The organism is Lacunisphaera limnophila, from assembly GCF_001746835.1.
Classification (GTDB): Bacteria; Verrucomicrobiota; Verrucomicrobiia; order Opitutales; family Opitutaceae; genus Lacunisphaera; species Lacunisphaera limnophila.
This window is the reverse complement of the sequence record NZ_CP016094.1, coordinates 1,317,611-1,339,792: the sequence shown is the minus strand read 5'-3', so window position 1 is coordinate 1,339,792 and position 22,182 is coordinate 1,317,611. Positions and strand designations below refer to the sequence as shown.

Below are 22,182 nucleotides of genomic sequence, written 5' to 3'. Positions count from 1 at the left end.
GGGTTGTTCGCTCGTGGGTGCGGGAAATGGGACGGCAGCGGGAAAGAGATAACAGGGGCGCCGCGACGGTCGCGCCGACAGCCGGGCTAAAATCCAGCCGCGCGGCGGTGGCGGCGGCTGGATCGACGATGACCGGTGGCGTGGCGGTCAGGACTTCTTGGCGCAGCCCTGGCAATCGGCGCAGGCCATGCCCTTCTCGCCCGCGGGTTTGGCGGTGGCCTGGACCTTGGTCTCGGTCGATGATTTGGTCTGCCAGATGGACGGATACGAGGCCGGCTTCTGATTCTTGTTCATACGCGCCCAGTATTCAGGACCAGGGCCGGCGAAGCTGAGCGAGGCGAGGCTGGCAAAGGCAGCGGCGGCGAAGAGAAGTTTGGTAGCTTTCATGGAGTGAGTGATTTTGGGTTTCTTTGAACCGTGCGGGTTGCTCGGTTGTCTATCTATCATACACCGGGGAACCGCGAACCACTCAGGTTATCCGGCGAAATCGGGCGTGAGGGAGCAGGGGGTGATTTGACGGAATTACTGACCCGCAATCCTGTCTTCTAAAGGCAAAAGGCTGAGGGTAATAGACTTCATTGGCGGGTGGATTTGGCGCGGGCGTGGCAGGTAGCTAGGGCCTGATAGGCGATTATAGATGTCAGCCTGAAGGATGGCTATGGGGTGTTGCACCCTCAACTTGGACAGACCCCGAGAGTCCGTGCCTTGCTCCGTGCTATTTCGGAGGGCGCAGGCTCAGTCCGCGCTCGATCTCGCGAATAGCTTCGCCGGTCTTCAATCGGCGGAGAACCTTTTCCGGGTTCTCCTCGTAGACCTTCTTGCACATCGGGCAGCAAAGAACGACAGGCTGACCTGCGACGTGGAGGGTCATGAAGCCGCGTCCCCCCGAGGTGTCCTTGCCGCAGATTGCGCAGGTGTCTTCGGAGGGAGCGGATGCGTTCATAACGTGGAGAGGGATTCGGCCGGAAGGGTCGCGGGGGACTTGGCTTCGCGGGCGAGTCTGCCTTCCCAATACCAGGTGAAGAAGACCGGCACGGAGAACAGCGACACGATGTCGAAGATCATGCCACCGATCACGGGTAGCACCATCGGCACCATCAGTTCGGAACCGCGGCCGGTTGACCACAGGACTGGAATGAGCGAAAGCAGCGCTGTCATGTTGGTCATGATGGCCGGGCGACGGCGACGCAGACCGGCAATAAAGACGCGACGATGCACCTCGGCCACGGTGCCCGGATGCGTTTTGAACTGCTCTTGGATGTAGGTGCCGAGCAGGATGCCGTCGTTGAACATCACGCCGAGGAGCACGAGGAAGCCGACGACCACGGCGGTCGTCATCTCCGCCCCCCAAAGCCACACGAAAAAGAATCCGCCCGCCGTCGTTACGGAGGCGTTGGCGAGGATGATGATGCTGGTGATGAGCCAGGAGCGGGTGCCGAGGTAGATCAGCATCACCATGACGGCCATGGAGACACTGATGATCACGCGTAGGGTGCGGTCGGCCTTGATCTTCTGCTCATAGCGACCAACCCAGCGGTAGGTCGCGCCCGCGGGCAGCTGCAACCGTCCGTCGGCCAGCGCGGCCCGGAGGCGGGTGTCAGCATCATTCACGACCTCCACCTCGCCGCGTCCGCGCGCATTCAGCAGCACGTATTGTGTGCGCTTGCCTCCTTCCGAGCGGATGGCCATCGGCCCGATCGTGTAGGTGAGGCCGGCTTCGCTGGGGCGCGTCGAGACGATACGCAGCTGTTCCGCGGTGACGGCACCGGCGATATGCGAGGGCAGCGTGTCACCGGCTGGAATGGTCAGCTCGGCGCGACGGGGAGAGAGGATCGTGAAATTGCGCTGATGGGAGAGCGGCAATTGCGCGCTGAGCGCGGGCGCATCGGGGCCGTCCTCCGCCAGTTCGAGGACATACACGGTCGGGATGGCGAGCAGGTTGGTGAGCGGAATCGCGCCGTGATCTGCGGCGGCGGGGATCTGGAGTTGGACAAGTTCGTCCTGGTCGTCGCGGCGCTCCCGCAGGTAGCGGATACGAACCGGGTAGCGGAGGGCGCCCTCGACCGAATAGGTCAACGCCATGCCGCCAAGCGCGGATTCCACCGAGCGCATCACCTGCTCGTTGCTGAGGCCGAAGCGGGCGAGCTTCTCCGGATCGAGCCGGATCTCGGCGTAGGGTTTGCCGCCTTCGCGTTGCATCTGCACGTCGATAGCACCCGGCGTGGGCTGAATCACCTTCTCGGCGGCCTCGGCGAAGCGTTCGAGGGCGTCAGTGTCGTCGCCCAGGAGCTGGAGCGCGATCAGGCTGCGGATGCCGGTCGAGAGCATGACGACACGCGTTTCAATCGGCTGCAACCAGCTGGGGGCGACCCCCGGAATATCTGTGCTGGCCGCGAGGGTGGCCCGCACTTCCGCCAGCGTGCGCGGCCTGTGTTCCACCGTGCCGTCGGGCGCAGTGATCTCGTGCGTCGGCCATTCCGCGTAAGGTTTGAGCAGCACGACGGTCTCGATCATGCCGAGGGGTGCGGGGTCCAGCGCGGTCTCGGCGCGTCCCATCTTGCCCATAACGCTCGCGACCTCGGGGACGGATTCAATCAGGCGGTTTTGCGCGAGCATGATGCGCTGCGTCTCGCCAAGGCCGCCGGTGGCGGGAATTGACGGCATGAATAGCAGGCTGCCTTCGTCGAGAGGGGGCAAAAAACTCGAGCCCACGCCCGGGAAGAGCCGGGTCATCGTGTGATCCAGATTGGTGTGGGCGAGGTCGGCGCCGGCGACGGAGAACACCTTCCGCAAGGGCCAGCTCAACGTCTGCCAGCCGGCCCCGAGCAGGTAGCCGCCGAAAGCCATCGAGGCGATGGTGACGGTGAAAACGACCTTGTGCCGCTGGATGCGGGCATAAGCCCACTCGTAGGCGACGTGGATCGCGCGGCTCATCGGGTTCTCCTCGTAGTTTACGAGGCTCTCACGTCCGATGCGCCAGATCGCGGAGGCGACCAGGATGGCGAAGAGCGGGGCGAATAGCCAGCCGGGGACCGATAGCGTCCAGCGACCGTGTTCCATCGGCATCGACCAGCCCTCGCGAATGAACCAGCCGAAAGCCAATCCTGCGCCCACGCCGGCCAGGGCGAGGAGCACGGGCTTGCGCACGTGCCAGGGCGGGAGCAGCAGCCGGCACAGCACCGGAACAAGCAGAGTGCCGAACAGCACGGCCCCGCTGATCGCCAGCGATTTGGTCAAGGCGAGCGGCTCAAACAGGCGCCCGGCCTGATCGGTCAGGGCGAAGATGGGCAGGAATCCGATGACGGTAGTCGCGGCCGATGTGAGCAATGGCCGCGCCACCTCCTGGGCGGCGCGCACGACGGTGTCCGTGATCTCCTCATTGAAGGGCGAGGTGGGCATGGGTCGTCCCTCCTTTTTGCACTTCTCCTGAAGGTCCACCAGGTGCTGGGTGATGTTTTCGGTCATGATGATCCCGAAATCGACCATCACCCCGATCGCGATCGCGATGCCGGCGAGGCTCATGATGTTGGCCCCGACGCCGAACAGGTGCATGACCAGAAAGGTGAAGAGCATGCCCAGGGGCAGGCTCACGGCCACCGCCAGGCTCGCCCGCACATGGAGGAGAAAAGCCACGACCACGATGATCGTGGTGATGACCGCCTCTTGCAGCGTCGCGGTCACCGTCGCCGTGGTTTCCCGGATGAGCTGCGAGCGGTCATAAAAGGACACCACATCGAGCTGCTCGCGCTCCAGCGTGGGCTTGAGGTCCAGAATCCGCTGTTTGACGGCGGTGATCACCGTCTTCGGGTCTTCCTGCACGCGCATTCCGATGATGGCGCCGACATGCTCCTGATAGCCGTCGGCCAGCAAACCCTGACGAAACTGGCCGCCGAGCCGCACATCGGCGATGTCGCCCAGGCGCAGCCCTGCGCCCCTCATGCGGTCTCCGCGGATGATGATGTTCTCCACGTCCTCGGTCGAGCGGATGAAGCCGATGCCGCGAATCATCGTCTCGACGCCGGACTGCTCGACGCTCATCGCGCCCACGTCACGGCCGGCCTGTTGCACGGCCATCATGAGCATTTCAAGGGTCACACCCTGCTCCTCGATGCGCGTGGGATCCACGTCGATCTGGTATTCCCGCACCACTCCGCCGGCGGGGGCCACCTCCGAGACTCCGGGCACGGCCCGCAACGCGGGCACAACAATCTGATCGAGGATGTAGCGTTTCGTCTCTATGTCACGGGGACCCTGCAGGGTGAACGCAAAGACCTGGCCCATCGCCGTGGCGTCGGGGCCGAGACGGGGCGTTACGCCGGTGGGAAGAATGCCCTGAAGCTGGGAGAGCCGCTCCAGCACCCGCGTGCGGCATTCGTAGAGGTCGCGGCGTTCCTCGAAAATGACGTAGATGTAGCTGGCGCCATAGAGCGACATACCCCGCACCGTCTGCACGCCTGGCAGTCCTTGCAGTTCCCGTGCGAGCCGCGAGGTTACCTGCTGGTCCATGTCTTGCGGGCTTTTCCCGGGCCATTCCGCCCAGACGATAACCTGGTTGTCGCTCAGGTCGGGAATCGCATCGACGGGCACATGGCGCCAGGCCCAGAAACCGGCGACGGACAGCGCGACGGCGGCGGCAAGCGTGAGGAAGGTGTTGCGGATGACGAAGGAGAGCATTGCTCAGGGTGTGGGTTGCGCCGGCGCGGAAAAATGGGGGTAGATCAATGCTGATGGGCGGCCGCGGGGGCCAGGGCCCCTTGGGGAAAGAGCAAGCTAGGCGTCCCCGCGAGCTGCGCCTGGCTGTCGATGAGGAAGGCGCCTTGGGTGGCCACCTCGTCGCCGGGCTTCAGGCCGGCCCGGATGACATACACATCGTTTCCGGCTTCATCCTCGATTCGCGGCCCCAGGGCGAGAGGCGCGAGCTCGAAACGAATGCGTCCGTCCGGGGTGCGCCCCGCGACGCGCCAGGCGACGTGCCGCACGCCGGTCGAGATGACGGCGGTTTTTGGAATCAAAGGAAACTGGCCCCATGTATCAGGCGCTGCGGGATTGGCCGGATGCAGATCAGCCCCGAGCACGCCCTTCATGCGGGCGGAGACAAGCGAACCTGGTTGCAGCACTTTGCTGGCGCCCGTGAGGTATAGACGCACCTCGCGTGAACGGATCTCGGGGTCGATTTCGCGTCCGAGCCGGTCGATCTTCGCCTCGATTTGGGGCAGTGGCCCACGGTCGTCGCTCGCAAGTTCCACCTTCTGGCCTTCGCGGAGGAAGTTCGCCCGGAGTTCCGGCACATGAATCACCACGGTGAGCTTGTCCGGATCGACCAGCTTGAGCAGCGGGGTGTCGGCCATGATCTCTTTGCCGAGTTCAAACATCTCGTTTACCTTCTCGAATTCGCGCATCACGACCTGACCGGCCACGGGAGAGCGGATCGTCACGATGTCTTGAGGCGCTTCGCCGGCGATCACCGCCTCGGCAACCTCGGCGAGGTTCCAGCGTTGGAACCGGTCCTTGATGGCCTGAACGGTCGCCTGGTTGCCCAGCCTGATTGCGGCCGCCAATTCTCCCTGCGCGGCAAAAGCCTCGGGGCTGTAGAGGTCAATAATGGGCGCACCCTTTCCGACCGTTTCGCAACAACCCCAGGTGGCCATGTAGCGTTTCACAATGCGCCCGGCGACCCGCGCGATCACAACCGAGGTGAATCGGTTGTCATAGTCCGCCGTGCCGTAGCCGCGCACGACGATTTCCGCGGGACCTTCGGTAACGGTCGTGAGTTCCACCCCCATCCGGCGCTGCTGCTCTCGGGTCAATTCCCCGGCGGTGACCTTCGTCATCTTCATGCCGCAAACCGGACAATCACCCGGCTTGTTGCCGATGAAGTCCATCATCGGACAGGCCCAGCGTTCGCCGGTCACAGGCTCGGCGTGGTCATGCACCGTGGAAACCGTAAAGAGCGTATCCTGGGGCAGCAGAGCGATGAGGCCCGCGCCGAGCACCAAACCGGCTGCCGCAAAGATCAGTGTGTGAGAGCGCATGGGGGTTACTTCTTGATGACTTCGTTGCGCAGGTAGGCCGGTCCGTAGCGGTCCGGGTCAGCCTTGAACTTTGGGGGGCACATCTTGCAGCCAAAACCGATGGTCTTCCCTTGATACTGCAGGGTTGGAAGTTTGGGATCCACTTCCATGCCGCAGATGGCGCAGACCGTGTTCACGGGTTTGACGGATTCAGCGGTCGGGGCCGCCGCGGCGCCATGGCCGGCGTGTGGGTCGGCCGCCGCCGCCGCAGGCGGCGAGGCGGGTGTAAGCGGATTTGAAACCATCGGGGTATATTCACCGCCGGCAGCAGGATGACCTTCGTGGCCGGCGTGCGGTTGGAACATGGTAGCCCGGACGACGAGGGCGATCAGGGCGCTGGCCACGAAGGCGGCCAGGAAAACAAAGGTGTTGCGGATCATGGGAGTTCGGTGCGGTTGGGATTGGGAAAACGGTTGGTGGGCAGGTAACGCCACAGTTCGGCGCGGGCGGTGCGCACGGCGGTATCGGACCGGATGACCTGCAAATCCGTGTCGGTGGCCATCTCCAGGAGCTCGACAGTTTGCAGCACGGTCGATTCACCCATGACGGCGGTGCCCACACTGGCGGAGCTCAACATGGTGTCTAATTCGGCGTTCAGGCGGGCGAGCGTTTCACTGCTCAATCGGCGGGCCGTGGCGGCCAGGCGTTCGGCTCGGTCCACGCGGGTGAGGGCGGCAGTAATACGGTAGCGCGCGGCGGTGGCGTCGGTTTCAGCCGCAGACCTTTCGGCCTCGGCGGCGCGGACATCCGCCCGGGCATAGCGCCGACTGCGAAACGGGAGATCGGTCATGAGGGCGATGCCGACGGTATTGTCATTTCCCATGGCACGGCGCTCCTGCTCGAAGCGGACCCCCACGGAGGTCATCGGGTTGGCCGAGGCATGCGCCATCTTGATCATGGCGTTCGCTTCGGTGGTTCGGGCCGCGGCGAGCAGCACGATCGCGGCATTGTCCGGGTTGATCTCAGAAACATCGGGTGCGGCAAAGGCCGGCAACGGGGCGTCGGGACGCAGACCAAGCCGGCCGCGCGCCTCCGCAAGGGCGTCGGCGGCCATGCGCCGCTCTTCCTCGATCATCAGCTGCATGGCGGCGATGCGTGATTGCACGGTGAGGCGATCTGCAATCCGGCCGCCGGTGGTTGCCAGCCGGGACTCGATACTGCGCAAGACGGGGTCGAGCCGGGCGATTTGGGCCTCGAGCAAAAGTATCCGGGCCTCTGCGCCTTGGGCCTCGGCGAGGGCCATGGCGGTATCTGCGGCCATCTCCCCGGCCATCAGCGCGTAGTCCGCTTCGGACATCAACACGGCAGCACGTGCCCGGTCGCGGTCCGCCGCGCGCTCACCCCGCTTGGGCAACGGTTGGCGGACGTTCACTTCCCACATCGTCGCGCGCTCATTCATGGGGCCGACCATGCGCGACCCCATGCCTTCGAGTTCGGGGTCGGCCAGTCGACCGGAAGAGTCGATGCGCTCACGGGCCGCCGCCGTCCGTCGGGCGGCCGCATTGAGCGCTGGCGCTTCGGTCACAGCCCGCAGCAGGTCGGCCTGGCTGCCGGTCGGAATGTCCACCTGCGCCAAGCCCACCGCGGGCAGGGCCGCGAGGAGGGCCAGACAGATAATGGATCGAGTGGGTTGCATGGAGGGGAAGACGGAGGTGGGAGCAGGATCTGACAGCCGGCCCTCAGTGATGGCCCTTGTGGGCGTCCTCTTTCTTGGCGCCCGCCTTGGCTTTCGCATCTTTGGCGGCATCGAGCTTGGCCAGGTAGGGGGCCGGGTCCTTCAAAAAGTCCTCGTTGCAGCCGTCGCAGCAGAACACGACGAGTTGGTCAGGTTTGCCTTCGACGCGGTAGATGTATTCCGGGGAATCCCCCATGCTGCCGAGCGCCTCGTCGGAGGTGAGGCAGGTCTTGAGCGGATAAGCCTTGCGGGCGGCGGTGGCCCACTCGGCGTCCTTCTCGGACAAGGGTATCAATTTGCCGGGTTTATCGGCGGGGGTGACTTTGGCCGTATCGGCCGGCTTATGGCCATCGGCGGCGAGGCCCATGGGGACTACCAGCAAAGTGCCGGCGACAAACAGGAGGGAGCAGAGGAGGGAGCGATTTTTCATGGTGGTGGATTAAGGTATTCAGAGGGTCGAGCGGGGCCAACAGAACAATCCAGTCCCGTCAGTGCTGGCGGCGGCTGGATTGGATGATCCGGGGCGTGGTGGTTCAGACTTTCTTGGCGGAGCAGCCGCAAGAAGCGCAGGTGGCGGTGACCTCGGTGGCGGGTTTGGGGGTCGGTGAGGCCTTAACGGTGGCTTCAGACGGGGTCTTATTCCGCCAAATGCTCGGATAGGAGGCGTTCTTGTTGGCGGCATTCATCCGGGCCCAGTATTCGGGTCCTGGCCCAGCAAAGCTGAGCGAGGCAAGTCCGGCGAAGGCGGCGGCGGCGACGAGAAGTTTGGTGGCTTTCATGGCGATGATGGGTTTTGGTTTCGCTAAACCGTGCGGGTTGCCCGGTTGTCTTCCAGTCATACACCGGCGGGCCAGGAATCACTCAGGGTATTCGAGAAAAATTAGCGTGAGGGATTCGGTAGGGTGCGGTGTATTACCCCTAGCAATCCCTATGAATACTTCCCGTGATAAGCTATCTGAGACCCTGCAAGACTGGCGGGTTAAGCCGCCGTCCGACCCGGGGTTCCGCGCTGCCGTCTGGCGGCGCATCGGGCAGCAAGGCGAAGCCACATGGCCCGCCTATCTGCGTGCTCATACCGCCGCTTGGGCGGTGGCTGCGGTCCTAACCTTCAGTGTGGCCGGTGTGGCCGGTCGCGCCCTTGCCCAGGCTCGCGTAGAGGCCGACCGTGAAACCATGGTGGTCTCCTACCTGGTGGAATTGGATCCGCGCGCGCAGGCCATCCTCAAGCAATGAAACACCTGCTGCGCACCCTGTTGGGACTAGGAGCCGCCGCCGCGGCCATCGGCTTCATGTGCTATCACCTGAACAGCGCTCCGGAGCTGCACGCGGCCGTCCGCAAGGGCGATGCCATGGCGTGGCTCCGGACGGACTTCAACCTCGACGAGCGCCAATTTGCCGAGATCAAGCGGTTGCACGCAGCGTATGCCCCGTCCTGTGAGGAGCATTGCCGGATGATTCAGGAAGCGGTGAAGGCGCGCGACGTTGTGCGTAAGGCCCAGGAAGTCGATCCTGCTGCCGCAGCGGAAGCGGAACGCACGGTGCAGCAACTACGCGCCACCTGCGAGTCGGCGATCACCGTCCATGTGCAGCAGGTCGCAGCCGTGATGTCGCCTGCGGACGGCAAGCGCTACCTGGCGCTCGTGCTGCCCAAAATAGCAGATTTCGATCACCGGGTGGCCCCGGATCTGAAGCTGGAGAACCAGCACCAACACTAGGACATGGAAACCGAAGCGGGTGTCCCCAGCGACGAGGAACTGATGGCCCAGCTGCAGGCGGGGAACGAAGCCGCGCTCGCTCCACTGATGCAGCGCTGGGAAGTGCCACTCAAGCGCTTCATCTTCCGTCTGGTCGGCAACACGGCGGAGGCGGAGGATCTGGCGCAGGAGGTTTTTGTCCGGATCTACACCAAGCGCAGCAGCTACCGCTTGGGGGCGAAGTTTTCGACCTGGTGCTTTTCCATCGCCGCCAATTTGGCGAAGAACCGGCTGCGCTGGTGGAAACGACGGCCGGTGCTGTCACTCGACGCCTGGATGGACTCAGGTGGCGACGCCGCTGATCAATCGGCGACGGGAGCACAAGCATCGGACAAGGTCATGAAACGCGAACGAATCGCGACGGTGCAGGCCGCCGTTGCCGCCCTCCCCCTCGATCTGCGCACCGCGCTGGTGCTCTTCGAGTATGAGCAGCAGTCAATGGGTGAGATAGCCGCCGCCCTCGGCTGCACGGCCAAGGCGGTCGAGAATCGACTGTATCGGGCTAGGCAGAAGCTACAGCAACAGCTTTCCTCGGTCCAGACCTGAGCTCCGCCAGGCCACACGGTCGTCTGGGCATCCCCTATAGCCTCAATCTGTGGGTGGATGACTCTGGTCGAAAAAGCGTTGCTCAACCCGATAGATCGAGTTCGCGGTCTGTATCTCGCCTTCCCTGATCCGGGTCACTGCTGACGAGGTAAACACGCCGAGTCGATGGACCTCGTTTCGCCGGAATCTCAACACGACCATGCGCCTGCCAACACGGGGCCCCTCTAGGAACCACCCGTCGATGACGTAGCCCACGTTGAGTAGATGATATGGTGAGCCTTCAGTCGTAGGGCCGATGAAGGCTTCTCCTTGATCGTCCCCTGAAGATTCGCGCAAATCGCGGAGCTTCGTAAGTCGGATGAATGCAAGCTCAGGCGACATAGTCACCGCACTTGTGAGCATGACCCTCCCTCCATGTTTATCACGATCGGAGGATGCACTGGCCGATAAGCCTCATTGCAGGTCGCTGCGTTCACCAGCAGTGTCGGTCCGAGCACATCGACGCCGTAAGCACCGTGAATGTGTCCAAACACGTGCAGTTTGGGACGCACTTCCGTTAACCGCCGCAAGAGTGATTCACACCCGCAATGCCCAGACCAAGTGAGGTCCAAACGCCCATACGGGGGGCCGTGCGTGATCAGCACATCTGTATTTTCAGGAATTATTGCCCAGTGTCGCTCGATCGCTGCTCCGCGATCCCTGTTGAAGGCCCAGTCGAGAAATCGCGGTTGGACCGGGGAGCCCCAGATTCTGAGCCCCTCAACCACGCAACCGCTGTCGCAGAGATAATGCACATGCGGTGGGATCAGCTTGGCCGCTACCTCGGGCTCGCGCTCGAAAATCCAGTCATGGTTGCCCCCAATAACGATTCGATGGCGATGAGGGAGTTCAGCCATCCAGCTCATCGCTGCACTGATTTCTTCGACGCTGCCGGTATTCGTAAAATCACCCGCGTGAATGAGCACGTCGCCGTCCGGCACAGAGATAGCTCTGTGCCGATTATGGGTGTCGGAGAGACAGACAATACGCATCGGGTCAGACTCGTCGCTTCTTCCGATCCTCCAAGACCGGCTCCAGCATCCACGATCCTGCCCGCCAGCGGGCGGGTGCGCGGATGAGGATGGGCAGCTTTGGTGGACAGTCGCGGCATTTGAGATCAATCCGGCGCAGCGCCCGCCGGAGGTCGGACGGCATTTGGCCCGCCAGTATTTGTTCGATACGCCGGCTCCACTTCCGGTATCTGGGCATCCAGCCACAGATTGAGACAAGGGTTGCCGCGATCAGCAGAAGCTCGACGTGCCGACTGTATCTCGCGCATTCGCCGCGCTGGGCCGCAACGCGGAGGCTGGACCCAAGGCGCTGGAGGTATTCCCTCAGCGGCGCGACCCTGTTTCTGGAAGCATGGTCCAGTGCGCCGTAAAAATCCCGCAAGAGAACACGAGAGGCCATGGAGTCGGTGTGTGCGTCAACGTAACCCGGTTGATCGCGCAATGATCTGTCTGAGGGTGCCATGGAGGCGGCGGGTGTGGCCGACCGTGGTGACCTGCCCTCGCCACACGACGACCAAGGCGTTTTCTTTCAGCCAGCCGCGCGGTAGCGCCCCGAGGTCGTCCCGGACCTGTTCTCGCAGGACGAATAGTTGCCGATTCAGCCGACGGGAGGCGACGACAAGGTCGCGACGATCAGCCCTCATCGCGAGGTCGAGGTCCCCCCGCCACACGCACTCTCTGGTGCGGGTGAACACGCACGCATTGGCCACGAAAAACCGAACCGGGTGATTGCGCGCATACTCGCTCTTGCTCCCAAAGCAGCGTCCGTAGGGCAAACCGCACTCCAGAAAGACGGTGCGGTGGTAACCGGGAAGGGTGTTGGGCGACGGGGGTGCGTTCATGCACGATTGAGGAAAGGTGTCCGTGCTCGGCTATACTCTAGGAGAGTGTCTCTTAGCAGAACGCTGTTGGCTTTGGCTGGCCTCGGTCCGTCGCTTGCGATAGCTCTTCAGCCACCCTTCCCAGTCGGTTCTTGCTGATGGCAACAGACCGTGCCGCACCAGGATGGTGTATGTGGGTGCGAACCAGGGAAACAATATCCGATACCGTCGTTCGAGCCGGCGCACCAGACGTGGAGTCAGGTGTAACTCCACGATCATCTGTTCCGGTGTCATCACCGTGCTCCCGGCCTTGGCGCCACGGCCCAGCGATGCCTCCAGGGGGGCAAAGTCGCGGAAGAACACTTGCGAGGTGCCGTTCCTCGGCCTGGCTGCACGCCTCTTGTTTCTCACCCGCTTCAAGCCTTTCGCGCACATCACGAGAATGGGGTTTGATTTCCGCTTGGTGTGGAGCGGCGCTGGAGCATTGTGCTCATGGCCCCTCTTTGCGGATGAGTTGATGCTTGTGGCGTTCCCAAATCCGATCAGCGAGAGCGCCGGCCGCGTTTGCGTCTTCCACATCCATACCGAACACGCGATCGCCCATCGCGGGCACCTCAAGCGGTGAGCGAACACAGTCGATGAACGACACGTCGCCATTGGTGAGGCGAACGAAGAGCTCGTTCGTGGGAACCGCGCCCCACATGGAGCAAATGACGTAAGGGAACTCCTTGTCCGGGAAACCCCGCTCGAACTCAATTACCTGCCCTGCGGCGATGTAGGCCTCGAGCCGTTCCGCCGCCGGCGGGAGGGCGCCGGGCAACTTTTGCCCCGGGCGAGCACTGTTATCGGGATTCATTTCGTGTGAATCTCACACACTTGTTACCGCGAGGTCTGCTAATGTCAATGTGTGAAATTCACAAACACCCCCCGTGCCTAAGCGCACCGCCAAGAACGTCATCGGTCCGACGATCCGGAAGCTCCGTGCCGCGGCGCGTGTGCCGCTAAGTCAGGAGGCCTTGGCGGCGAAGCTACAGATTCGCGGCGTTTCGCTGGACCGCTCGGCCCTGGCGAGGATCGAGAACCGGGAGCGGCTGGTGCGGGACGTGGAGATCATTGCCTTGGCGGCGGCCCTCCGCGTGCCGATCGAGCGACTCTTCCGGCGCTAGGCCCCGCCAGTCTGGGTTTTGGAGAATTCAATGGCCTCGGTTTCCCCTCTAGGGGAAACCTCGTTGGGAGTGGTCTGGTCGTGAGACCCATTCAGCTGCTGATGGGTCTCCTTGGGAGGGGTATCCGTTTCGTGCTTGTCAGCCCTCCTTGGGAGGGGCATAGGCTTGCGTCCATGTCCGATCAAATGGAGGCTATCATCCGGGATATTGAAGCGAAACGAGACAGCTTTGTCCGTCGCTGCAATGCCGCGATCGAGGTGCTCCGAGGTGGCGGGGAGGCCACGGCAGGCCCCGGGAAGCATCGGTTCGAGGCGACGGTGACTCCCCGGCCGGCGCGCAGAGCGGCTCAAGTTGGCGGGGGCGCTCGCTCACGTTCTACAAAAGGTGTGAGTCGGGGGAAACCAAAGGTGGCAAACGGATCCGTGGGGCTTGGAGCCGCGAAGTCGGTAAAGGACATCATCCGGGAGGCCGTTCGCTCGCAGACGCAGCCGTTCACGCTTCAGAACGTCAGGGACTACATCAAAGAACGTTATCCCGCGGCGGCAGGCAAGATTGTCAGTGGCCGCTACAGCAAGGAGCTTTACCATCTCAGAGTAACCGAACGGCTGTTCGAGATTTCCTCTAAGGGCGAGAAGGGAGGCGCCCACGTCTATAAGCTGAAGGCAGCCTAACCGACCTCACAAAAGCAACAGGCCGACGGCTCAATCGAGAAGAGCGATCCGTCGGCCTGTTCAACCTGATTACCATCACGTCTTGCGACGTGGCGGCGTGACGGGCTGAAACCTATCTGTCGGAGTTACGAGCTTCGACGGGTGGAAGTTGGCCCGGCACTATTGCGCAGTCAAGAAAACTGCGCGGACGGGCGTGCTTACGGCCGGCAGAGATGTCGTGCCGGGTGAGCGCGCATCTTGAACAGAACCCTGTCCAGCCACGATAAGTGGCTATAGGCCAATGAAAAACCAATATCGGTGCGACGGCATTGCCGTTTTGCTCCGCCCGTCATCATGAGCGGGCGTTTCCATCCCTACTTTCTGGCGCGCGACTACACGAAGTGCGTCATCGCCAGGGGCAAGTGCCTCCTTGAGGCCCCGCCTGAGCAATACAAGCCGCTGTTTACTGTCGTGGACTTCCCGTCGTTCGGCTTCCGGACGATGTTTGGGTCGTGGATCGTGAACCGGGTTATGCACCCGGTATCCACCCCGGAATTCGACACGAACCTGATGTTTCACGCCCCGGGAATGGGGGTAGTGAACCTCGCGGAGCAGTTTGCCCTGGAACCGGCCTTGACGCGCGAAATCGCGTTCGAGCTGCAGGTGGATCACCCGGCCGTCGCACATGGCGGCAAGAAGCAGGACATCATCATGTCCACCGACTTGGTCGTCACCTTCGAGCGACCCGGTGGCATGCTCCAGCGACATGCTTATGCCGTGAAACAGGCCAAGGACCTCACGGAGCGGGTGATCGAGAAACTCGCCATCGAGCAGGCGTATTGGACGAAGCGACGCATCCCATGGTCGCTGATCCTCGATACCCGCCTGCCACGACAGCTCATCGCGAACATGGAGCTGGTCATGGAATTCGCGGAGGTGGGTCGCCTGCCCTGCGATGCCATCGTTGTCCGTGACGCCACGGCTTGGATCGTCCCTCACCTACGCACCGGCGCCCCCCTGCGCACGGTATGCTCGCGATGTGATGCCGCCCTGGGCCTGCCCCGGGGCACCGCCCTCTCTGTCGCTTACCACCTGACTCTCAAAGGAACCCTCCCACTGGATCTCCGTGGGGCCTACCTTCCCGATGCAACCATAGAGCCGCTTCGTGCGGTCGCTTGACCATGACTGACACCCTTCCCGCCATCCCCGCCGGTATCACCCACCCCTTTATTGAAGGACAGGTCTATCGAGAGAGACGGACTGAGACCGTCCTGATGCTCGAGAACAGAATCCGGCAGGCCTATCGCGGGGCGAATAAGCAGCGAGTCAGGATGCCCAAGCGATTCTACATGCGCGTCCTCGCTGTGATGAAGGAACATGTGGTCGTGATTTCGACCGAGGACCCGCGCGCACGCGAGTGCTTCTATCCGGTGGAGCAGGCAGCGCATTTCGTGGAAACGGGCGAGTGGTTGCCCACTGACGTGGAGCCGCTCGCAGTTATGCGCGTCCCCGACGGCAAGCTGTCGCCGGCACAGCTCGCCCGGATGGATAAGAACACGCAGCTAATCCAGCCGTTGATCGACATGGACACCGAGGCCCTGCTCGCCAAAACGCGCTGGCCTGTCATCCGCCGTATCTCGCAAGAGCGGGATGTGGAACCTGCACACCTATTCCGGATTTTCATCCGGTATCTGCAGGGCGGTATGTCGCCCCAGGCGCTGGCCGGTCGGTGGTTTCGTCGCCTCAAGGGTATTGGCCTGGGGGCCCGGGTGAACATGGCGACCGAAGCCGGTGTGCTGAGGAACCCCGCGGGGCGGCCGAGGCTGGACGGGAGGAAGGCCTACGTCGTGCTGGACATGGACGTGAAGAAGATCATCGCCGGGTCTCGGAAGTATTTCTTCGCAGGTTCAACGGCGGGGAAGCGGCGGCGGGCGTGGAAGCTCACTGTGGGCAATCTGTTCCTCGACCTCGATTGCAGTGATGGTGTGCCCTCAGACGGGGAATTAGCCAGGTTCCCTACGGGCAGCTACCCATCCTACAAGCAATTCTGCTATTGGTCGGAACTCGACGATGATTTTGAGATGCTCCTGCGGAAGCTCTATGGCGAACGGAGGTTCGAGCTTTGGTTGCGCCGCCGGCGGCAAAAGACCGCGTCGAAGGTAGGGGGACCGGGTGCGGTCTTCTTCGTCGATGCCACCCCGTTGGACTGGCATCTGGTCCACCAGGACACACGGCTACCCTTGGAGAAGAAGGCGGTCCTCTATCTGGTGACGGATGCGTTCAGCCACATGATAGTAGGATTCTACCTCCATCTCGGCAACGAGAGCTATGATGCCGTGAGCTTGGCCTTGCTATCCGCAGCTGAGGACAAGGTCCAGTTGTGTGCCCGCTACGGCCGGAAGATCGGCCCCAATGAGTGGGTATCGGCGTGCTTGCCCACCCGGTTGGCCGAAGACGGTGCGGGCGCGAACTACAAGAACGGTATGCTGGTTAAGAAGCGGGTAATTCGCGGCCTCACGATCGTGCCAGCCTTCCGGCCCGACCTGAAAGGCCTCGTCGAGGCCTATAACTCTGCGCTCGCCAAAAAGGCCGAGAGCGTTCCCGGCCACACCAACGGGCCCAAAGAACGCGGCGACGAGAGCCCGGTGGCACTCGCGTGTATGGACTACTTCGAGAGCAATCGGCTCATTATCTCGTGGATTCTGCAGACGCACTACCACGTCATTAAGGACTACCCGCGCACCCCGGAGATGATCGCGGCGGGTCTGGTCCCCTCGGCCCGCAATTTGTGGGACTTTGGGCTCACGGACCGCGCCGGGCGTCGCAAGACCTGGCCCATGGAATCGCTCATGCGGTGGTGCCTGCCGACCGCGAAGGCGGATCTAACACGCGACGGAGTGAAATACGGGGAAATGTTCTATGAGCCCGTCCCCGGGACGCTGCCGAAATTCAATGACTGGTGCGCGAATGCGGCAGAGAATGGCAGCTGGCGTGTCGATGTGACCTATCACCCGGCGAGCTACTCGTGGTTCTACCTCCACGACGGGGAGGATTTGGTGAAGATGCAACTGGCGCCGCGTTCCCAGCGATTTGCCTCGTGGAGTGTTGCGGACTACGAAGGGGAGAAGGCGACGAGCGCGGTGGCAAAGGCACTATATGAGGGCGAAAACGAGGTGCGCGACATTGCCCACGAGTGCGAGCAGCAACAAATCATCGAGGGCGCCATGGCGAAAACCAAGGCTGTGCGCGGCTCCGTGGCAGAACGTCGCCGCGATAAATCTGATCGCGCGGAGAACCTGGCCGACCAGAAGCACCAGATCGCAGCGCAGGGTGTGACGCCGCCGCCGTCGGGCGCCGGACAGCCTCCGGCCTCCCTCGCCGAACTTCAGGCCGAGGATGAGTCCGAAATCGCCGAGATGATGGAGGACGCCTCTTGAGCGCTAACCGGGGTAAAGTGCGGCCCATCGACACGCCCGACGAATACCTGAATCTGGACGATCCAGTTGCCGCCTATCGCGGCAATCCGCTCATCGGTGCCTTGGGACCGGTTCGTTCCAAGGAGCAGATTCGAGACCTGCTTACGGTGAAGCCCGCCTATGATCCGGCGGATCGCAGCCTTCCCGCCCACCTCCGCCCGCACGCCGCATTCGTTCTCCGCGAGTTCTTCCTGCCGGGGATTGCGCACATGGCAGCGGTCAAGGAGGTCGATCTGCTCATCCGACAGAGCTACAAGTATCGGAATCCGCTGGACCCGAAGTATCGCCGCCAAGTGGCCCGCGATCGGAAGGACCTCAAGGAGGGGCGGCAGCTTCCCCAACGTTATGCGTTTATGCCACCACTGGGCGCGGCCGCCATTGGCCCCCCGGGCACCGGGAAGACGCTCTCGTTGGGTTTCGCGGTCAGGGACTTTAGTCCGGTGATCGAGCAGGCCTATATCGTCAATGAAGAGCGTGTAGCGTTCACGCAGTTGCCTTGCCTCTGGCTCAACCTCTTCCAGGACGGTTCCCTGAAGTCATTCGGACTGGAGATATTCGACCAGGCGGAACAGACGCTGAGCATTCCCTTGGCGCGCGACTGGGGCGTAGACCGGGCCACCGGTAACCGCATCCAAAGCCTCTACTTCCAGCTCTGCCAGGAATACAACGTGGGCCTGTTCGTGGTGGATGAGTTTCAGTTGATTCAGGCTGCACACGACGGCACGCGCAGGGCGCTGAACTACTTCGTCCGGATGATGAACTGCATCGGTGTTGCCGTGGTGGTGATAGGAACCCCTGCCACGGCGGGTTTACTGAAGGAGAACCTGGCTGCGTCGCGTCGGTTCCTGAGTGAGATCCCTCCATACACGCCGTTTGTGGCCGGCAAGGTGTGGGACGCCTTCTTCGGCCAGATGGCGCGTTACCTATACGTTTCGGAGATGGATCCCTTGGCGGGGCTCTCCGCAGTGGTGCTGGAACTCTCCGGGGGCATTCCAGACCTAGCCGTGAAGCTGTTCTTGCTGTCCCAGATGCGGCTCTTCGGGCGCAAGAAGGAGCGCCTGACCGCCGACGTTCTGAGGGAAACTTCCAAGCTCCTTTTCTACACCGTGCAGGACCGCCTCGTTGAATTGAAGGGCAAGACCCCCGAGGCGAAGGACATTGCGAAGGTCGCGAAGACGATGAACGAAGCGTTCAACGAGATCGCGCGTGTTGAGACCGAGCGAGTCGGGGCCGAACCGGTGGCGGGCATGGAGTCATCGGCCCCGTCCCTGGTCACCATCACCTCAGGGAGCGAAGAAACAGTGGCGGGAAAAATGAAGAAGGCCGCCAAAGCAAGTGATCCACTGTCGGTCCTTGAAGCCCTCGGAGTAGTCGCCCATCCCTCATGATCTCGTATATTGAAGGTCCCCACGAGGACGAGCCGCTGTTCAGCCTCCTGGCGCGTATTTACGGGGGCCTAATTGGGCCCAGCCGAGCCCAATTCGCCCAGCACCTATTTGGGAATCCTCGGCTGGTCATCCCGTTCGAGTTCCCGTGCGGCATCGAAGCCCTCACGCGGACCATCGGCTCACGGGTGGGGTTGACCGCCGAAGACCTGATCCATCGCCACACCATGTTTCCGATCGCGGCCTTTCTCATGCCCGCCGAGCTGGCGGAGCGGGTCAAGGTGGCTATGCGGGGCGATCGGGCGGTGGCAATGAACCTCCTCAAGTGGCATCGCGATCCGGCGCAGGATGGACTTCGGCATCTGAACTTCTGCGCGAAGTGTCGCGCCGGGGACCTGCGCCGTGTCGGGCACACTTGGTGGCGACGTATCCATCAGGTGCCTGGCGTCGTGTGCTGCCCATATCACGGGGAGCCGCTCGAGGTATCGCAATTCGTGCCCGGCCAGTTCTGGAAGTTTGACTACCCTGTCGCCGATGACGCGGTCAGCGTTCGCAGGCCGCGGACTCCGGATGGTATAGATGTGATCTATGCGCGGGACGTGCAGTGGATGTTGCGCAATCATCCACGACCGATCGACCCAGATCGACTTCGGCTGCTCTACCACGAGCAACTCGACCGACGAGGGTTGCTACAGGGCGGCCAGCTGCGTCGGACCGAATTCCTTCACCAGTTCTTTGCCCAGCGCAGCGAGCACGAGTGGGCCCAGCGGCACCTGCTGTTCGACCCCAATGACGCCTCGGCCTGGCCCGCCCAAACGGTGAAGAACAAGGCCAATCATCGTTCGTTTCGCATGCACCTGCTCGTGATGCGATTCTTGGACCTGTCGATGGAGAGTATCCACGCCCGCCTCGAGACCGTCAGGCTTCGGGCCCCCGCCAACGCACAGCAAAGCGAAGACAGGCTTCGCGAACAGTTGCGCAAGCGGTGGTTCGATCCGGCCTGGACGATGAACGCACTGAAAGCCGATCTTGGAATTGGCATCGTGCGACTGCTCGGCCTAGCGAATATGGAGGGCTTGCCGATCCCTCGGCTTCCGAATGCGGAGCGGGCGAAAGCATACCGCATGAAACGAACGCGCCACCGCAAGACGGTGTGCAGCGGCAGGTCGAGGGTGACCCCGACCCAATGGCGAACCGCACTCAGATGGCTTGGTCGCAACGATCGCACCTGGGTTCGCAAACGGCTCAGTTCCCAGAAACGCCGCCGGGGCGACGTGGTTGACTGGCGGGCTCGCGAAGAGGAATACATCGGCAAGCTGCCCCACTTTGCCTCGCGCATCAGGGCGGCCCGCCCGTTCAGGAGGGTTTGCTCCGCGTCGTTCATCTCGTTCCTGCCCTTCGGGGCGTCGATGGGGGTCAGCATGTATAAGAAAATGCCCCGCCTTGCACAGGAGATGCGGCGGCAGACGGAAACGACGGAAGAGTTCACCCTCCGGCGTATCAGGGTGATCCGCCAACTCCACCCCGACTTCCCGCCCTATCGGGTGCGCGACCGGGCAACCGTTGACAGAAATTGCCGAGATCCAGTGCTCCTGCGGGCCATGGGCTATGTGCTGGTAGGCGCCCGCTGGAAGTGCCCGGGTGGCACGGACCACCCGTTGTATGGTTTGGCTGTGGCGACCGGCCCAGAAACCGATTCCGCGGTGATGGGGCGGGCCGCGGGTTAGGAGGTCGGGACCGAGAGCTTTCATTTTGACACTTTCTGGCGACCGCAGGATACACGAGAGACATCCGCGGGGCCACGCGGTAAAGCACAAACCCAAGCTGCTCCAGCAGCGCACATGCTCTACCACCATGCCCCTCGCCGAATGGTTCACCTCTTTTTGCGCTAATCAGACGGTCACCAAGGGAGATGACATTTCATACCGATACCACCGGATTACGCGCCGGCTGAACACTGACTTTTGGACTACAGATTCTGATGCGGCACACAGCCGTTACGTTGGCTCCTACGGGCGTAACACGGCCATCGACGGGTTCAGCGATGTGGACATGGTCTTCGAGCTGCCGAACGCGCTCTATCACCAATACAACGCACACACGGGCAATGGGCAGGCCGCCCTGTTGCAGGCCGTTCGATCATCCATCAAGGAGACCTATTCTGTCACCTCCATCCGCGCCGACGGGCAGGTAATCGTTGTCCCTTTTGACGACGGGGTAAACTTCGAGGTGGTGCCGGTGTTTGTGAACGACAACGACACTTACACCTTCCCCGACTCGAACAATGGTGGAAGCTGGCGCACAACGGATCCACGGAGGGAGATTGCGGCCATCAAGGAACGCAATGACGCGACCAACGGGAATCTCGTCCGCCTCGCCCGAATGTTGCGCGCCTGGAAGAAGACGTGGGATGTCCCGATCGGCGGCCTGTTGATCGACACCCTCGCCTATCAGTTCATCGAGAACTACCAGTATCGCGACAAGTCCTACCTCTACTACGACTTCTTCAGCCGGGACGTGTTCGACTGGATGGCCAATCAGGACAGCGAGCAGGAGTGGTGGCGCGCCCCGGGCAGCGGGGCCTACGTTTACGGGAAGGGTCTGTTCCAATACAAGGCACGCCGTGCCTGCAACCTTGCCAAGGAAGCCATAGCCTACGACAGTGCCAAGCAAGAGTGGTCAGCCAAGCAGAAGTGGCGCGAAATCTATGGAACCTCATTCCCAGACTGAAGACAGCCCCCATTCGCGGGCGGTGTTGGAGGCGCAGTTGCGGGAGTGTTTCGGACGCGTCGTCTATAGCCACAAAACGCACGAGAAATGTGCGGACATCCTCCTTGCCAGACTGAACCGTATTAAGGTCACGCAGATCGTCCTGGCCGCCCTCACCACCGGCGGGTTCCTAGCCACAGTTTTCGGCGCCGGCAAGGCGCCCACCGTTATTGGTGCGTGCCTATCAACGGCGCTCCTGGCCCTCAACGCCTACACCAAAAACTTCGACCACGGTGAGCTGGCCCAGAAGCACAAGCAGGCCGCGAGCGAGCTCTGGCTCATCCGGGAGAAGTATTTCTCGTTGCTGACCGATCTGGCTATGGGCGAGAAACCAATCGAAGCACTCCAAACCGAGCGGGATCAATTGCTCCAGGATTTACACACCGCGTATGCCTCATCGCCCCCGACCAATTCTGACGCCTACGCCGAGGCGCAGAAGGCCCTGAAATACCGGGAAGACCTCACGTTCACGGACGGCGAGATTGACGCGTTTCTTCCTAAACCGCTTAGGCGCGATAGTGTAAAGGGATAGGCGCCTTCCAGGGCATGTGCCTTGAATCCTGAGAGGCTGCCACGGAGGGGCTGACGGCGCTCATTGAATTATCCATAGGTGACGGTTTGATTATCCAGATTCCCGGCCTATTGAATTCTCTATGTTACAACCCGTCCCCGGGGAAGCGGTGACGTTCTCAATTATCCGAAAACATAGCCGGGGAAGCGGAGAACTAGACCTGCAGATTTGCTAGGTCCCCCCTGGAGATCAGATAAGTCGCCTGCATTCCGAAAACAACAGCTCGGAATGCAGCCGCCTCTATGCGTC

General features: G+C 62.3%; 22 protein-coding genes. 11 read left to right on the top strand and 11 right to left on the bottom strand.

The genetic code is table 11. The features are described from left to right. Positions 1-147: 147 nt before the first annotated feature. The 8 genes from Verru16B_RS05615 to Verru16B_RS05580 form a co-directional block, all read right to left on the bottom strand. Positions 148-387, bottom strand: a complete 240-nt coding sequence (locus Verru16B_RS05615; protein WP_069961368.1) for a hypothetical protein — start codon at positions 385-387, stop codon at positions 148-150. A gap of 328 nt (positions 388-715) precedes the next feature. Then, positions 716-943: a hypothetical protein gene (locus Verru16B_RS05610; protein WP_069961367.1), complete on the bottom strand. Its 228-nt coding sequence runs from the start codon at positions 941-943 to the stop codon at positions 716-718. Then, positions 940-4,674 carry an efflux RND transporter permease subunit gene (locus tag Verru16B_RS05605; RefSeq protein ID WP_069961366.1) on the bottom strand — a complete coding sequence of 1,245 codons (3,735 nt, stop codon included), beginning with the start codon at positions 4,672-4,674 and terminating at the stop codon, positions 940-942. Before Verru16B_RS05605 ends, Verru16B_RS05610 begins: the two co-directional genes overlap by 4 nt. 44 nt (positions 4,675-4,718) lie before the next feature. Continuing rightward, on the bottom strand, positions 4,719-6,032 hold the full coding sequence (locus tag Verru16B_RS05600; RefSeq protein ID WP_083270128.1) for a heavy metal-binding domain-containing protein: 1,314 nt from the start codon (positions 6,030-6,032) through the stop codon (positions 4,719-4,721). A gap of 5 nt (positions 6,033-6,037) precedes the next feature. Then, positions 6,038-6,451, bottom strand: a complete 414-nt coding sequence (locus Verru16B_RS05595; RefSeq protein ID WP_069961364.1) for a YHS domain-containing protein — start codon at positions 6,449-6,451, stop codon at positions 6,038-6,040. Beyond that, positions 6,448-7,707 carry a TolC family protein gene (locus Verru16B_RS05590; protein WP_157772251.1) on the bottom strand — a complete coding sequence of 420 codons (1,260 nt, stop codon included), beginning with the start codon at positions 7,705-7,707 and terminating at the stop codon, positions 6,448-6,450. The genes Verru16B_RS05595 and Verru16B_RS05590 overlap by 4 nt, the downstream gene beginning before the upstream one ends. Before the next feature lie 43 nt (positions 7,708-7,750). Continuing rightward, positions 7,751-8,176 carry a hypothetical protein gene (locus Verru16B_RS05585; protein WP_069961362.1) on the bottom strand — a complete coding sequence of 142 codons (426 nt, stop codon included), beginning with the start codon at positions 8,174-8,176 and terminating at the stop codon, positions 7,751-7,753. 103 nt (positions 8,177-8,279) lie between these two features. Then, positions 8,280-8,525, bottom strand: a complete 246-nt coding sequence (locus Verru16B_RS05580) for a hypothetical protein (RefSeq protein ID WP_069961361.1) — start codon at positions 8,523-8,525, stop codon at positions 8,280-8,282. Positions 8,526-8,676: 151 nt separating this feature from the next. Between Verru16B_RS05580 and Verru16B_RS05575 the strand changes: the two genes are divergently transcribed. From Verru16B_RS05575 to Verru16B_RS05565, 3 genes are read left to right on the top strand one after another with little or no spacing between them, the layout of a single operon-like run. Continuing rightward, the gene (locus Verru16B_RS05575; protein WP_069961360.1) at positions 8,677-8,979 is read left to right on the top strand and encodes a hypothetical protein; all 303 of its coding nucleotides are present in this window, start codon (positions 8,677-8,679) and stop codon (positions 8,977-8,979) included. Next, positions 8,976-9,461 carry a hypothetical protein gene (locus Verru16B_RS05570; protein WP_069961359.1) on the top strand — a complete coding sequence of 162 codons (486 nt, stop codon included), beginning with the start codon at positions 8,976-8,978 and terminating at the stop codon, positions 9,459-9,461. The genes Verru16B_RS05575 and Verru16B_RS05570 overlap by 4 nt, the downstream gene beginning before the upstream one ends. 3 nt (positions 9,462-9,464) lie before the next feature. Continuing rightward, entirely contained in the window at positions 9,465-10,046 is a 582-nt protein-coding gene (locus tag Verru16B_RS05565) for an RNA polymerase sigma factor (protein ID WP_069961358.1), read from the top strand. A 383-nt stretch (positions 10,047-10,429) separates the two neighbouring features. On the opposite strand, the gene Verru16B_RS17760 is transcribed toward Verru16B_RS05565, so the two are convergent. The 3 genes from Verru16B_RS17760 to Verru16B_RS05545 all read right to left on the bottom strand — a co-directional run bounded on the left by Verru16B_RS17760 (position 10,430) and on the right by Verru16B_RS05545 (position 12,772). Next, complete coding sequence (locus Verru16B_RS17760) at positions 10,430-11,077, bottom strand: metallophosphatase domain-containing protein (RefSeq protein ID WP_083270126.1); 648 nt, start codon at positions 11,075-11,077, stop codon at positions 10,430-10,432. A 434-nt stretch (positions 11,078-11,511) separates the two neighbouring features. Then, positions 11,512-11,937 carry a hypothetical protein gene (locus Verru16B_RS05550; protein WP_069961355.1) on the bottom strand — a complete coding sequence of 142 codons (426 nt, stop codon included), beginning with the start codon at positions 11,935-11,937 and terminating at the stop codon, positions 11,512-11,514. 469 nt (positions 11,938-12,406) lie between these two features. Continuing rightward, positions 12,407-12,772: a hypothetical protein gene (locus tag Verru16B_RS05545; RefSeq protein ID WP_157772249.1), complete on the bottom strand. Its 366-nt coding sequence runs from the start codon at positions 12,770-12,772 to the stop codon at positions 12,407-12,409. Between the two features lie 73 nt (positions 12,773-12,845). Here Verru16B_RS05545 and Verru16B_RS05540 point away from each other — a divergent pair, with 73 nt between their 5' ends. The 8 genes from Verru16B_RS05540 (at position 12,846) to Verru16B_RS05500 (ending at position 21,894) form a co-directional block, all read left to right on the top strand. Continuing rightward, positions 12,846-13,082 (top strand): helix-turn-helix transcriptional regulator, encoded by a 237-nt coding sequence (locus tag Verru16B_RS05540; RefSeq protein WP_069961353.1) that lies wholly within the window; start codon positions 12,846-12,848, stop codon positions 13,080-13,082. A gap of 173 nt (positions 13,083-13,255) precedes the next feature. Then, complete coding sequence (locus Verru16B_RS18275; protein ID WP_157772247.1) at positions 13,256-13,753, top strand: hypothetical protein; 498 nt, start codon at positions 13,256-13,258, stop codon at positions 13,751-13,753. Positions 13,754-14,086: 333 nt separating this feature from the next. Then, positions 14,087-14,911, top strand: a complete 825-nt coding sequence (locus Verru16B_RS05525) for a TnsA endonuclease N-terminal domain-containing protein (RefSeq protein WP_069961350.1) — start codon at positions 14,087-14,089, stop codon at positions 14,909-14,911. Positions 14,912-14,913: 2 nt separating this feature from the next. Further along, on the top strand, positions 14,914-17,169 hold the full coding sequence (locus Verru16B_RS05520) for a hypothetical protein (RefSeq protein WP_069961349.1): 2,256 nt from the start codon (positions 14,914-14,916) through the stop codon (positions 17,167-17,169). Between the two features lie 17 nt (positions 17,170-17,186). Beyond that, positions 17,187-18,596 (top strand): ATP-binding protein, encoded by a 1,410-nt coding sequence (locus tag Verru16B_RS05515; protein ID WP_157772245.1) that lies wholly within the window; start codon positions 17,187-17,189, stop codon positions 18,594-18,596. Then, positions 18,593-20,320 (top strand): TniQ family protein, encoded by a 1,728-nt coding sequence (locus Verru16B_RS05510; RefSeq protein WP_069961347.1) that lies wholly within the window; start codon positions 18,593-18,595, stop codon positions 20,318-20,320. Before Verru16B_RS05515 ends, Verru16B_RS05510 begins: the two co-directional genes overlap by 4 nt. Positions 20,321-20,447: 127 nt before the next feature. After that, the gene (locus Verru16B_RS05505; RefSeq protein ID WP_069961346.1) at positions 20,448-21,323 is read left to right on the top strand and encodes an SMODS domain-containing nucleotidyltransferase; all 876 of its coding nucleotides are present in this window, start codon (positions 20,448-20,450) and stop codon (positions 21,321-21,323) included. After that, the gene (locus Verru16B_RS05500; protein ID WP_069961345.1) at positions 21,301-21,894 is read left to right on the top strand and encodes an SLATT domain-containing protein; all 594 of its coding nucleotides are present in this window, start codon (positions 21,301-21,303) and stop codon (positions 21,892-21,894) included. The genes Verru16B_RS05505 and Verru16B_RS05500 overlap by 23 nt, the downstream gene beginning before the upstream one ends. Positions 21,895-22,182 lie beyond the last annotated feature (288 nt).